Annotated in this window: 18 protein-coding genes; 7 read left to right on the forward strand and 11 right to left on the reverse strand. The window is 68.3% G+C overall.

The annotated features are described in order from the left end of the window. Window positions 1–51: 51 nt before the first annotated feature. The 4 genes from lptB to ABDZ92_RS02750 form a co-directional block, all read right to left on the reverse strand. A complete protein-coding gene (gene lptB / locus ABDZ92_RS02735; RefSeq protein WP_125959099.1) occupies window positions 52–834 on the reverse strand; it encodes an LPS export ABC transporter ATP-binding protein in 783 nt (260 codons plus the stop codon). 135 nt (window positions 835–969) lie between these two features. Continuing rightward, window positions 970–1,512, reverse strand: a complete 543-nt coding sequence (locus ABDZ92_RS02740) for an LptA/OstA family protein (RefSeq protein WP_125959100.1) — start codon at window positions 1,510–1,512, stop codon at window positions 970–972. 5 nt (window positions 1,513–1,517) lie between these two features. Further along, a complete protein-coding gene (gene lptC, locus ABDZ92_RS02745) occupies window positions 1,518–2,156 on the reverse strand; it encodes an LPS export ABC transporter periplasmic protein LptC (protein ID WP_125959101.1) in 639 nt (212 codons plus the stop codon). An 8-nt stretch (window positions 2,157–2,164) separates the two neighbouring features. Further along, complete coding sequence (locus ABDZ92_RS02750; RefSeq protein ID WP_125959102.1) at window positions 2,165–2,785, reverse strand: ribonuclease D; 621 nt, start codon at window positions 2,783–2,785, stop codon at window positions 2,165–2,167. A gap of 374 nt (window positions 2,786–3,159) precedes the next feature. On the opposite strand from ABDZ92_RS02750, the gene ABDZ92_RS02755 reads away from it, so the two are divergent. Further along, window positions 3,160–3,978 carry a cold-shock protein gene (locus ABDZ92_RS02755; RefSeq protein WP_125959103.1) on the forward strand — a complete coding sequence of 273 codons (819 nt, stop codon included), beginning with the start codon at window positions 3,160–3,162 and terminating at the stop codon, window positions 3,976–3,978. A gap of 6 nt (window positions 3,979–3,984) precedes the next feature. Then, on the forward strand, window positions 3,985–4,836 hold the full coding sequence (locus ABDZ92_RS02760) for a glutaminyl-peptide cyclotransferase (RefSeq protein ID WP_241211698.1): 852 nt from the start codon (window positions 3,985–3,987) through the stop codon (window positions 4,834–4,836). A 10-nt stretch (window positions 4,837–4,846) separates the two neighbouring features. On the opposite strand, the gene ABDZ92_RS02765 is transcribed toward ABDZ92_RS02760, so the two are convergent. The 6 genes from ABDZ92_RS02765 to ABDZ92_RS02790 form a co-directional block, all read right to left on the reverse strand. Next, window positions 4,847–6,463: a cisplatin damage response ATP-dependent DNA ligase gene (locus tag ABDZ92_RS02765; protein WP_125959104.1), complete on the reverse strand. Its 1,617-nt coding sequence runs from the start codon at window positions 6,461–6,463 to the stop codon at window positions 4,847–4,849. 41 nt (window positions 6,464–6,504) lie between these two features. After that, entirely contained in the window at window positions 6,505–7,008 is a 504-nt protein-coding gene (locus ABDZ92_RS02770) for a DUF6265 family protein (RefSeq protein WP_125959105.1), read from the reverse strand. Window positions 7,009–7,060: 52 nt separating this feature from the next. Then, on the reverse strand, window positions 7,061–7,246 hold the full coding sequence (locus ABDZ92_RS02775) for a DUF1328 family protein (protein ID WP_125959106.1): 186 nt from the start codon (window positions 7,244–7,246) through the stop codon (window positions 7,061–7,063). A 74-nt stretch (window positions 7,247–7,320) separates the two neighbouring features. Further along, window positions 7,321–7,818: a Dps family protein gene (locus tag ABDZ92_RS02780; RefSeq protein WP_125959107.1), complete on the reverse strand. Its 498-nt coding sequence runs from the start codon at window positions 7,816–7,818 to the stop codon at window positions 7,321–7,323. An 83-nt stretch (window positions 7,819–7,901) separates the two neighbouring features. Continuing rightward, complete coding sequence (locus ABDZ92_RS02785) at window positions 7,902–8,468, reverse strand: TMEM165/GDT1 family protein (protein WP_125959108.1); 567 nt, start codon at window positions 8,466–8,468, stop codon at window positions 7,902–7,904. 14 nt (window positions 8,469–8,482) lie between these two features. Beyond that, the gene (locus ABDZ92_RS02790; RefSeq protein WP_125959109.1) at window positions 8,483–8,794 is read right to left on the reverse strand and encodes a hypothetical protein; all 312 of its coding nucleotides are present in this window, start codon (window positions 8,792–8,794) and stop codon (window positions 8,483–8,485) included. A 216-nt stretch (window positions 8,795–9,010) separates the two neighbouring features. On the opposite strand from ABDZ92_RS02790, the gene rpmG reads away from it, so the two are divergent. Continuing rightward, on the forward strand, window positions 9,011–9,178 hold the full coding sequence (gene rpmG / locus ABDZ92_RS02795) for a 50S ribosomal protein L33 (RefSeq protein WP_125959110.1): 168 nt from the start codon (window positions 9,011–9,013) through the stop codon (window positions 9,176–9,178). Window positions 9,179–9,209: 31 nt separating this feature from the next. Here the strand turns inward: rpmG and ABDZ92_RS02800 are convergent, their stop codons facing one another. After that, window positions 9,210–9,614 (reverse strand): response regulator, encoded by a 405-nt coding sequence (locus tag ABDZ92_RS02800; RefSeq protein WP_125959260.1) that lies wholly within the window; start codon window positions 9,612–9,614, stop codon window positions 9,210–9,212. Between the two features lie 38 nt (window positions 9,615–9,652). Here ABDZ92_RS02800 and ABDZ92_RS02805 point away from each other — a divergent pair, with 38 nt between their 5' ends. The 4 genes from ABDZ92_RS02805 to ABDZ92_RS02820 all read left to right on the forward strand — a co-directional run bounded on the left by ABDZ92_RS02805 (window position 9,653) and on the right by ABDZ92_RS02820 (window position 12,026). Then, the gene (locus ABDZ92_RS02805; RefSeq protein ID WP_125959111.1) at window positions 9,653–9,928 is read left to right on the forward strand and encodes a DUF3572 domain-containing protein; all 276 of its coding nucleotides are present in this window, start codon (window positions 9,653–9,655) and stop codon (window positions 9,926–9,928) included. Then, window positions 9,925–10,551, forward strand: a complete 627-nt coding sequence (locus ABDZ92_RS02810; RefSeq protein ID WP_125959112.1) for an HAD family hydrolase — start codon at window positions 9,925–9,927, stop codon at window positions 10,549–10,551. Before ABDZ92_RS02805 ends, ABDZ92_RS02810 begins: the two co-directional genes overlap by 4 nt. A 32-nt stretch (window positions 10,552–10,583) precedes the next feature. Further along, window positions 10,584–11,045, forward strand: a complete 462-nt coding sequence (locus tag ABDZ92_RS02815; protein WP_125959113.1) for a RidA family protein — start codon at window positions 10,584–10,586, stop codon at window positions 11,043–11,045. A 168-nt stretch (window positions 11,046–11,213) separates the two neighbouring features. Beyond that, window positions 11,214–12,026 carry a TorF family putative porin gene (locus ABDZ92_RS02820; RefSeq protein WP_125959114.1) on the forward strand — a complete coding sequence of 271 codons (813 nt, stop codon included), beginning with the start codon at window positions 11,214–11,216 and terminating at the stop codon, window positions 12,024–12,026. Window positions 12,027–12,105: the final 79 nt, after the last annotated feature.

A 12,105-nucleotide genomic window follows, 5' to 3' on the forward strand; every position in this document is an offset into this window, starting at 1 on the left:
AGCGTGCCGGTGCCCTTCGCGCTGCGGGAGGCGACCGGCGCGTGCCATGGGTCAGAGCGAGAAGCTCTCGCCCAGGTACAGGCGGCGGACGTTGGCGTCGGCCACCAGTTCCTCGGGCGAGCCGGTGAACAGCACCCGGCCATCGTAGATGATATAAGCGCGATCGACGATGTCGAGGGTTTCGCGGACGTTGTGGTCGGTGATCAGCACGCCGATCCCCCGCTGCTTGAGCTGGCCGACCAGATCGCGGATGTCGGCGATCGAGATCGGGTCGATACCCGCGAACGGCTCGTCGAGCAACATGATCGAGGGATCGGCCGCCAGCGCCCGCGCGATCTCCGCACGCCGCCGCTCGCCGCCCGACAGCGCCATCGCCGGCGCGTCCCGCAGGCGCGTGAGGCCGAACTCGTCGAGCAACTGGTCGAGCCGTTGGCCGCGCGCCTTCGGATCCGGCTCGGCAAGCTCGAGCACGGCGAGGATGTTCTTCTCGACGGTCAGGCCGCGGAAGATGGAGGTTTCCTGCGGGAGGTAGCCGAGCCCCAGGATCGCGCGCCGGTACATCGGCAGGCTGGTGATGTCGTCGCCGTCGAGCATGATGCGCCCGGCGTCCGGCTTCACCAGGCCCATGACCGAGTAGAAGCTGGTCGTCTTGCCCGCGCCATTGGGGCCGAGCAGCCCGACGACCTCCCCGCGGCCGACCGACATGGAGACGTCGGACAGCACCACCCGCTTGTCGTAGGACTTGGCGATCGACACCACCGACAGGCCGTGCGCCATCGTCGGCTCCGCATGGGGTGCCGTGGTCGGGCTGGCTAGGGTGGTCACATCGTCCATCTGGGGCTCCGTGCTGGCGCGTCGAAGGTCATCGCCTCGAAACGCGCATGCAGCTGGCGAGATTCGTGCATGATTCGCGCCCGGAGGGAAAGGGGGTACCGTCGATCGGCGCCCCCTGGTCCGCCGGACGGTGCGTCAGTTGCGCTTGGGTACCGAGAAGCGTCCGCTCACACGGCCGCCCTGCTGCGTCACGCCGCCGCCGGGCGCGGTGGTGCTCGCCACGCCCGAGCCGTCGATCGTCGCACGACCGGTGTCGAGATCGATCGAGAGCCGCCCGCCGTTGAGCCGGTTGGTGCCCTGCGTCAGCGAGACGTTGCCGATCATCGTCACCACGCGCCGGTTGACGTCATAAACGGCGTAGTTCGACTTGGCGGTCTGGTCCGGGCGCGTCACCGTGACCCCGCCGGCCGCGTCGAGCCGCGAGGCCTGCGGCGACCCCGAAGCCACCTGGCCGGTGTAGTTCACCGTCACGCGGTCCGCGGTCAGCGTCATCGTCGCCTGTCGGATCGTCACGCCGCCGGTCAGGATCGCGCGATTGGCGCGATCCTGCAGCTCGATCGACTGGGCGCTGAAATCGATCGGCGCGTTCGAGTCGTGGCGTACCTGCCCGAAGGCAGCGTGCGCGGCGAGCAGCCCGAGGGGCGCGGCGACGAGCAGAAGGTGCGGAACACGTATCATAGCGCCTACTTCGTTCGCCCGGGCTGGATGCGCAAGCGGGCATTGCCGTCGAGGCGCACGGTGCGCGCCTCCAGGTCGGCCGAAAGACGGTCGCCGCTGAAGGTCCCGAGCGGCGTGGTGCCGTCCGCCGCGCCGCCGCTGCGCAGCTTGCGCGTCTTCAGGTCCACCGTCGCATCGCGGGTGTCGAGGCGGTATCCGTCGGCTGCGCGAAAGGCGATCGGCCCGTCGATCGCGACCTGCTCGGTATCCAGATCGTAGCGTCCGTGGTTGGCGTTCAACCTTGCCGGGCCGTCCTTCAGCTGGATCTCGGCGGCAAGCTTGTCGAGCTGGACGATCGGTTCGGACGAGCTCTTCTGCACCGCCGAGCCTGCGGTCAGCGCGAACGGCTGCCCCTTGGCGTCGGCCCCCGTGTAGCGGGCCGCCTGGATGCGCAGCCGCTCCTTGGCGACTTCCACCTTGTTCTTGTCGAGCACGAAGCTGACGTCGCCGCGCATGAACAGGGGGGCGAGCACCAGGAATGCCGCCAGCACGCCGATCGCGACCGGCAGCGCGACCAGGGACAGGCGGATCAGCCGGTCGTGGCGACTACCGGGGAGCGCCCAATGCTGGCGCTGCGTTCGTTCGCGGCGGGCGATCTCCGACATCGTGTCGCTTACATGTGCGCGAAGATGTCGACTTCCGGCCACCCGGCCAGGTCCAGATCGGCCCGGTGCGGCAGGAAATCGAAACAGGCCTTGGCAAGGGCGCTCCGCCCCTCCCGGGCGAGGCGGCGGTCGAGCTCCTCGCGCATCGCGTGGAGATAGCGCACGTCGGAAGCGGCATATTCCTTCTGCGCGTCGCTCAGCACCGGAGCGCCCCAGTCCGACGACTGCTGCGCCTTGGAGATTTCCTGGCCGAGCAGTTCGCGCACCAGTTCCTTCAGGCCATGGCGATCGGTGTAGGTCCGGACGAGGCGCGAGGCGGTCTTGGTGCAATAGACCGGCGCGGCCACGGTCTCGAGATAGTGGCGAATCGCCGCGAGATCGAAGCGGGCGAAGTGGTAGAGCTTGACGCGATCCGGATCGCCCAGGACAGCACGCAGGTTCGGCGCGGCATAGTCGCTGCCGGGCGAGAAGCGGACGAGGTGCTCGTCACCGCCCCCATCCGAAATCTGCACGACGCACAGCCGGTCGCGGTGGGTGTGCAAGCCCATGGTCTCTGTATCGACGGCGAGGTCGGCGCCCGGCGCGAACAGGTCGGCGGGCAGATCTTCTTCGTGCAGGTAAACAGCCATGCTCGACGCCTAGACGCTTCGGGGAGCGGGCTCAATGGCCCGGCCGAACTCCCTGGGGCATCGCGCTTCTCCGAGTCGGCACTGAGAGGCCGCGAATCATCCGAGACCGGCATGTTTGCAGGAAGGGGCCGGCATGTGCGCCCCTCCACCGGATCCGGGCGGTCAAAAAATGCCGAAGCTGTGCCGTCTCCGCCACGGTTGTGGCGCGATCGCGCGTTACCTGCCGTAAAATTGTCGAAAACATTTCCGGCTACACGCGTTTCGGCTATGGTGGCGTCGTGGCGCATCTGCCTGTGCGCCCAGAGACTTGCGTCATTCGTCCGGCGCTTGGGTTCTGATGGTGATTTGGGCGAGCCGGGAAGACGAACAGGGCAATGAGTTTCGATCGAGGGCGCCGCGGGGATCGCGGCGGGCGCGGCAAGGACAAGCGCGACAGTTTCGGTGACGAGAGCTACGGTGGCTACAGCGACCGCGGTTTCGGCGGTGGCGGCGGCTTCGGCGGTGGTGATCGCTTCGGCGGTGGCGGCGGCTACGGCGGCGGCGGCGGCGATCGCTTCGGCGGTGGCGGCGGCTTCGGCGGCGGCGGCGATCGCTTCGGCGGTGGCGGCGGCGGCGGCGGCTTCCGTGGTGGCGGCGGTGGCGGTGGCCGCGGCATGCCCCCGCAGGTCGTCGGCGAAGCCACGGGCGTCGTGAAGTTCTTCAATGGACAGAAGGGCTTCGGCTTCATCGTCCGTGACGATGGCGGCGAGGACGTGTTCGTGCACATCTCCGCAGTCGAGCAGGCAGGCCTCGCCGGTCTGGCCGAGGGTCAGCCGCTCGGCTTCACCCTGGTGGATCGCGGCGGTCGAGTCTCGGCCACCGAGCTGAAGATCGACGGCGAACCGATGCCGGTCACCGAAGGTGGCGGCGGTGCACCGCGCGACCGTGATGCCGCTCCGCGGGGCGGCGGCATGGGCGGCCCGCAGCGCCAGCTGACCGGCGAGCGTGCGTCGGGCACGGTCAAGTTCTTCAACGCAATGAAGGGCTTCGGCTTCATCCAGCGCGACGACGGCCAGCCGGACGCGTTCGTGCACATCTCGGCCGTCGAGCGCGCGGGCATGCCCACGCTGAACGAGGGCGACAAGCTCGAGTTCGAGCTCGAGGTGGATCGGCGCGGCAAGTACGCCGCGGTGAACCTCCAGCCCAAGGGCTGATTCCGGATGCCGTCCGGCCGCACGTCGGCCAGGCGGTTCCGCAACCATGTCGCCGCGATGGTCCTTGCCGTCGCGGCGACGCTGGTTTCGGGCGCCCCTGCCCCCGTTGCCGCGACCGGGCAGGTCGCCCCTCCGGCGACTGCACCGTCTCCGGCTCCCGTTTATCCGATCACCGCGCGCATCGTCGCGCGCCATCCCCATGATCCCGGCGCCTTCACCGAAGGCCTGCTGTGGCACGATGGCGCCCTGTTCGAGAGCATCGGCCTGGAAGGCCGCTCGGAAGTCCGGCGAGTGCGGCTGGAGGATGGGCAGGTGCTCGCCCGCGCGGTGCTGCCTGCCGATCAGTTCGGCGAAGGCCTGGCGTTGTGGGAGAATAGCCTCGTCAGCCTTACCTGGAAGACGGGCCTCGCGCATCGCTGGGACGCGAAGACGCTCAAGCGCACCGGCAGTTTCCGCTACACCGGCGAAGGCTGGGGGCTGGCAAGCGACGGAAAGGCGCTAATCCAGTCGGACGGCTCGGCGACCCTGCGTTTTCGGGACCCGAAGAGCTTTGCGGTCCAGCGCGAGCTGACGGTCACCGCAAACGGCCGCCCTGTGCGCAACCTCAACGAGCTCGAGGTGGTCGACGGCGCGATCTTCGCCAATGTGTGGCATCGCAACTATCTGGTCCGCATCGATCCGGCCAGCGGCGCGGTGACCGGCCTGATGGACTTGTCGGACCTCGCGACGGAGGTCGCCGCAACCGATCCGGAGGCGGTTCCGAACGGCATCGCCTGGGACCCGGTGAAGCGCCGGCTGTTCGTGACCGGCAAGCTCTGGCCGACCTTGTTCGAGATCGCGCTCGATCCAGCGCCCTAGCGGGGTCTCCTTAGGTCGCCATACGGAGCAGGGTCTCGATCCGGTCCGCTTCCGCAGCCGGCTTGTCGCGCCGGATCCGCGCGATGCGCGGGAACCGCATGGCGAGCCCCGACTTGTGGCGACGCGACGCGTGGATCGAATCGAACGCCACCTCCAGCACCAGCGTCTTCTCGACCTCGCGGACGGGGCCGAAGCGCTGGACGGTGTTGGTGCGCACGAACCGGTCGAGCCACTTCAGCTCCTCGTCGGTGAACCCCGAATAGGCCTTGCCCACGGGTAGCAGCTCACCGCCCTCAGCCGGGTCACCGGTCCAGCAGCCGAAGGTGTAATCCGAATAGAAGGACGAGCGCTTTCCGTTGCCGCGCTGGGCATACATCATCACGCAGTCGGCGGTGAGGGGATCGCGCTTCCACTTGTACCAGAGACCCACCCGACGCCCGGCGACATAGGGGCTGTCGCGCCGCTTGAGCATCACACCCTCGATCGCGGCGTCACGCGCCCCCTCGCGGATCGCCTCCAGCGCCGAAAAGTCCGGCGCTTCGATCAGCCGGGAGACGTCGAACCGTTCCGGATCGAGCCCGGCGGCGAACGGCTCCAGCGCCGCGCGCCGCTCGCTCCACGGAAGCGCCCGCAGGTCACGGGAGCCGTCGAACAGGATGTCGTAGAGCCGGACAAAGGCGGGATAGTCGGCCAGCATCCGCTTCGACACCATCTTGCGCCCCAGTCGCTGCTGGAGCGCATTGAAGCTGGCCGCGCCCTCCGCCTCGCCCAGCGCATGGCCTTGCGCCTCACCCTTCACCAGCAGTTCGCCGTCTAGCACCCCGGGGGTTGCATAGGCGGCCGCGACCTCAGGGAAACTGGCGGTAATGTCATCCCCCGCACGACTGTAGAGCCGGGTCTCGCCACCGGCGTGGACCAGCTGCACCCGGATTCCGTCCCACTTCCACTCCGCGGCATAATCCGCGAGATCGACGCGGCCGTCCTCCAGTGGGTGCGCGAGCATGAAGGGGCGGAACACCGGCAGGTTGGCGCTGTCGGGCTGCGGCGCCTGACCCTCGGCCCAGGCGAACAGCGGCGCATAAGGCGGCGCGAGGCCGTGCCATACCTCCTCCACCGCCTCCACATCGAGGCCGAAGGCTTGCGCGAGCGCCGTCTTCGCGAGCCGCGCCGACACACCTGCACGGAGCCCGCCGGTCGCAAGCTTGAGCAAGGCGAAACGCTCGTCCGAATCGAGTTGGTCGAGCATCGCGGCGAGGACGGCAGGCGCATCGCTTCGCGACAGGGCGGCGAGCGTATCCACCACCTGCGCCAGCGATAGCGGCTCTGCCTCGCGCGCCGCAGGGGAGCCGGCAGGTGGCTCGGGCCACAGCAGCGCGACCGTTTCGGCCGTGTCGCCGACGAAGTCGCGGCTCATCCCGAACAGCACCGGGTCCACTCGCGTTTCGATCATCTGGCGGATGATGGCGGGCTTCACCGCCGGGAGGTCGAGGTCGCCGGTCAGCGCCGCGATCGCCCAGCCCCGGTCCGGGTCCGGCGTGGTCCGCAGATAATCGCCGATCAGGCGGAGCTTGGCATTGCGCGACCGGGTGTAGATCAACCGGTCGAGCAGGTCGGCGAACGCACGCATGCCCGATCAACCCGCCGGCGGTACGCTTGGTTGCGTGGCCCTCAGCGGACCCGCCGATAGCGGAACGGCACATCGCGCGCCGGTGCGCCGTCCTCGGCGATCCGCACCCATACGGTGAGTGCGTCCGGCCCCTCGCGCACCAGCGTCAGCCCGTCGAAGAAGAAGCGGTCGCCCTCCACGGCGATCAGCGGGAACTCCACCGCCTTGCCGCCCTTGGCATCTTCCCACCCGGTCAGATCGGCATTGAAGTGGCGGAGTCGATAAACCAGCGATCGGCCACGCGGCACGATCTGCAGCAGCTCATAGAAGAGCACCCCGCCCTTGCCGTCTTCCTGCAGGAAGTGGCCGGCGATGCCACCGGCCTGCGGCGCCGAGTAGACCTCGGTCGCCGGCCCCCCATAGCCCTCGCCATGCCACTGCCCGGCTAGCCAGGAGAGGTCTGCGATCTGCGCCTGCGGCGGCGGAGCGCCAGGAGTAGCGGTTCGCGTCTGCGACTCGCCGGCGAGTGCCAGCAGCAGCCCAGCAACCATGCCCGTCAGCGCCACAGCGACTCTCCCCGCCAGCCCAGCCGACGGGGAGGATAATCGGGCCGGAAAGCTAGTCTATCGCTTTCTTGATGCCGCGACCGGCGAGCAGGCCCAGCACGAGCAGCACGACGAAGATCGCCACGGCGATGAAGAACAGGATCTTGGCGATATCGACGAACGCGCCGCCGATCCCACCAAAGCCGAGCACCCCGAGCACCAGTCCCGCGATCAGAAAGATGATGGCCCAACGCAGCATGGCAGTTCCTCCATTAGCTTCGCAGGTCAATCGAGCGGGGCAGCCGATCGTTCCATCGGCCGCCCCGAACGTGCTCAGCTCCTGCGGCCGGCTTCGAACAGGAACCAGGCGCGCTCCTCGGCCTGGTCGATCCACTCGTCGGCCAGGCTGCTCGTGGCGGTATCGCCCGCGGTCTCGGCAGCTTCGCGCGCCGCACGCATCGATTCGACCAGCTTCAGATTGTCATCGCGCAGGATCGTCAGCATCTCGCCGGGCGCTACGAAGTCACGGTCGTCATCGCTGAGCTGCTGGCGGCGCGCGATGTCCCCGATCGAGCGCAGGGTGGTGCCGCCCGTCTTGCGCACCCGCTCTGCAATGACGTCGGTGATGGCAAGGATCTGCGCGGCCTGGTCGTCGAGCATCAGGTGATAGTCGCGGAAATGCGGGCCCGAGACGTGCCAGTGGAAGTTCTTGGTCTTCAGATACAGCGCGAAACAGTCCGCAAGCGTACCGTTCAGCGCGTCCGCAACGGAGCGGACCTTGTTGCTGTTCAGGTCGGTCGGCGTGTCGAGCGCCGGGTTGGTGTCGGCCATGGGGTTCTCCGGATGATGATTCGCGAGGGAAACGAACTTTGCCCCGAATCGCTCCCGTTCAAGGGCAAAGGCAAAGAGCTTCTCTAGCCAAGGCGCAACGCGCGCACGGCGAGCACCGCGCCGGTCACCACCAGCAGCGCCGATACCCCGAGGCCGGCGGCCCGCCGCCCCGGCCAGCGGCACCAGGCACGCTCTCCGACCGTCGCCGCGATCGCGCCGACCGCGACCGCCGCGACCGTGCTCCCGATCGCCGCCAGCACGGGGCTCCCGCTCCAGGCGGCGACGGCAAGAGCCAGAAACTGGCTGCGGTCCCCGAACGCGAGGATGAAGATCCCCAGGAATGCGGTTGCGACGCTTCCGATGCGCCAGTTCGTCAGTCGATCGGCGAGCTTCGTCCGGGCCAGACCGCCCGCACCTGCGAACACCAGGGCAAGGGCGAGGAGCAGCGCCCGGGCGTTGGGGCTCATTCCCGGCGCGATCAGCGCACCTCCGGCCGCTGCCGCGAGGAACCCGGCCACATGGGCGAGGAACAGTCCGGCGGTTACGCCCGCCCTCCCAAAGCGGTCCGCGAGCACGGCCGCAAGGCGTGCGGGCGGATCGAAGACCTGCGCGAGCAGCACCGCGACAAGGGCAGGAACCAGTGTCTCCATCCGCAGCCCGGCGCTCAGCCGGCGAGGCGCACCGAACAGGCGGCGGCGTAGACCGAGCTCGAGTCGCCCGGCTCCCGCTGCGCCAGTGCGTCCTCGAGGATGACGACGAGCCCCTGCAGCAACGCACCGCGCTCGCCGCGCGCCAGCGCCGAGTCGATCGCCCGGATCACCGGCGCCGCCCCGACGAGCCCCTGCGCGGCCGCCAGGCGTCGGATACCCTCGACCTCTGCCGCCAGGTGCCGCACCGGCCCGCGGCCGCTGGCGCGGCGCAACGCGGCAAGACCGCTTTCGAACTCCACGGGGGCGCCTACAACTGCCTCGATCATCGCTTGGGCCCTCTCCTTGGCTTGCCGCGGGATGGTGCCATCCTCACGTGAAGGAACGATGAAACAGCAAGGGTGGAGCAGGCAAGCAGCGTGTTTGCCTTGACAACCGCGGGCAGGTGACGCATGCGGCCCAGCCTGTGGGCGGCCGCGATTTGCGCGCGCCGCTTTTTGTTTTTCAACGCTGTCCGGTACCGCGAACCGAAGGATTTCAGGGTCATGGCAAAGCCGACCACCGTCAAGATCAAGCTCGTCAGCACGGCCGACACCGGCTTCTTCTACGTCACGAAGAAGAACCCGCGTACGCAGACCGAGAAGTTCAGCTTCCGCAAGTACGACCCGATCGTGCGCAAGCACGTCGAGTTCAAGGAAGCCAAGATCAAGTAATCGGTTGCCGCTCCGCTGGCGCGGAGCGGTCTCAGCCGGCCAGCGCCGCGTCCGCCGATTCGTCGGCCTGACGCGGCAGCAGCGCCCGCACCTCCCCGACGAAGCGCACCACCGAAATCGGCTTGGTGACATAAGCGTTCGCGCCCGCCGCGCGGATACGCTCTTCGTCCTCGCGCCCCACGTAGGCGGTCACCGCCATGATCGGGATGTTGCGCAGCTTCGCATCCAGCTTCAGGCGCCCGATCAGCTCCAGGCCCGTCATGTGCGGCAACTGGATGTCAGTGATGATCAGGTCGGGCGCGAACGCGCGCGCGCGCGCCACCGCTTCACGCCCGTCGCGCACCGGCTCAGTCACGAACCCGTGCGCCCGCAGCAGGTCGCAAAACAGCTTCAGATTGAGTTCGTTGTCCTCGACAACGAGTACCCTTTTTGTCACGTCCAAGACCCGATTGTTGATCCCCGAGGTACTACGGCATGGCGCCCCATGAGACAAACGCCGAAGCGGCGGCGACGCTGTCGCTCGGCGCGCTGAGCTGGGTGCTGGCCGATCCGGAGCGGGCGCGTCGCTTCTTGGACGTGACGGGGATCACGCCGGAGGTCCTGCGGGCGCGGGCCAACACCCCTGCCTTTCTGGCGGCGGTGATCGGCTATCTCGAGAATCACGAACCCGACCTGATCGCCTGTGCCGAGAGCTTGCAGGTGGGGCCTGAGGAACTGACCCGCGCGAGGCGCGTGCTGGAGCGACCATGAAGCCATTGCTGATCTGCGACTGCGACGAAGTGCTGCTCCACATGGTGCGTCACTTCCGGGACTGGCTCGACACCGACCACGACATCGACCTGCAGCTGGCGGAGGGCAGCTTCGAAAAGGCGATGCGCCACCGCGCGGACGGCGAACTCGTCACGCGGGAGCGGATGTGGTCGCTGATCGACGGCTTCTTCCCGGCCGAGATGGACCGCCAGACGCTGGTGCCGCACGCTGCGGAGGCGCTGGAGGCGCTTGGGCAGCGCGCGGAGATCGTCATCCTCACCAACCTGCGCGATCATTGCCGCGAGTCGCGGATCACCCAGCTCTCCACCCATGGCATCGTCCACCGCGTCGAATGCAACCAGGGCCCAAAGGGCGAGCCGGTCGCGCGACTGGTGGCGGAGCACGGCGGCCCGGTCACGGTCTTCGTCGACGACCTGCCGACGCACCATGATTCGGTCGCACAGCATGCCCCGGGCGTCCACCGGCTGCACATGGTGTCGGAGCCCAGCCTTGCGCCGCATGTGCCCCCTGCCCCGGCTGCACACGCGCGAATCGACGACTGGCGGGACGCCGCGGCATGGATCGCGGCACGCTTCGACGCGGGATCGCCGGCGGAGGCTTGACCCCCGCCCGGCCCCGCGGGATGACCCACGCCATGGCAACCGACATCCCCGCGAAGCTGGCCGAACTCGGCCTCACCCTCCCCGAAGCGGCCGCGCCCGTCGCCGCCTATGTGCCGGCGGTCGAGGCCGGCGGGCTACTCCACATCTCCGGGCAGTTGCCGTTCCTGGACGGCGCGCTGATGACCGGTCGGCTCGGTGAGGACCGGGACCTCGACTATGGTGTCGAGGCGGCGCGGCGCTGCGCCCTGATGCTGCTGGCGCAGGCCGAAAAGGCGCTGGGCAGCCTCGATCGCGTTTCGCGGGTGGTGAAGCTCGGCGTGTTCGTGAACAGCGCGGGCAGCTTCACGGACCAGCCGAAGGTCGCCAATGGCGCCTCCGAGTTGATGGTCGCGGTGTTCGGCGAGGCCGGCAAGCACGCGCGCAGTGCGGTCGGTGTCCCGGTGCTTCCGCTCGGTGCAGTCGTGGAAGTGGACGCGATCCTGGAAGTACGCTGATCGCCGTCTGTTGCTGCAACGCAACATTCCGATCCCAAAAAGCGACATCGACGAAACAAGCGTTGTGTCCGCACCCGCTGATCGGCACCTTCGTGTCGCGTCACAGGGGGTGCGGACGACACCCCAGGACGCAAGCAGGAGGAGAACCATCACCTCAAGGGGGTCACGATGCGCTTCTCCAACATACTTGTTTCGATCTTCGCCGCTGTCGGCAGCATCGCGCCTGCCTGGGCGCAGGAAACCGACCCTCCCCAGCCGATCACGGTCAGCGGCAGCGCCAGCGTCGCGTCCGACTATCGCTTCCGCGGTGTGTCGCAGAGCGACAAGGAAGTCGCGCTCCAGGGCGGCATCACCATCGCGCATGAGAGCGGGTTCTACATCGCCACCTGGGGCTCCAACCTTGCGGGCTGGGGCACGTTTGGCGGGGCCAATATCGAGCTGGACCTGGTCGCCGGCTATAAGGGAGAGGTCGGCAACGCGGCCTATGACGTGGGCGTCACCTGGTACACCTACCCCGGCGGCGCGGACGAGACCGACGTGGTCGAGCTCTATGGCAAGGTCTCCGGCACCGCCGGCCCGGCGAACCTGACGGCGGGCGTCTTCTACGCACCCAAGCAGACTTCGCTCGGCAACTTCATGGCGCATCCCGACGCCGATCGCGACGACAACCTCTACCTGTCCGGCGACGGGACCGTTGGCATTCCCAACACGCCGCTGACGGCAAAGGCGCACATCGGCTATTCAAACGGAAACCCGGGCCTGGGCCCGAACGGCACCAGCCTGTCGCCGACGGGCGAGTATTTCGACTGGCTGCTCGGGGTGGACGCCACTTGGAACCAGCTGACGCTGGGGGTCGCCTATGTCGACACCGACATCACCCGGCGCGAGTCGGCGTATCTGGGCTCCGGTTTTTCCAAGACCAAGGACGGCAGCCCGATTGCCGCAAGCACCGTGGTGGTTTCGCTGACCGCTGCTTTCTGACGGCCGCCCGCCTGATCCGGGGCGGGCCCAACAAAGAAGGGCCGCGACTCACGTCGCGGCCCTTTCTGGTACCAGCTGT

It is taken from the genome of Sphingomonas molluscorum (assembly GCF_039522995.1).
Lineage (GTDB): Bacteria > Pseudomonadota > Alphaproteobacteria > Sphingomonadales > Sphingomonadaceae > Sphingomonas > Sphingomonas molluscorum.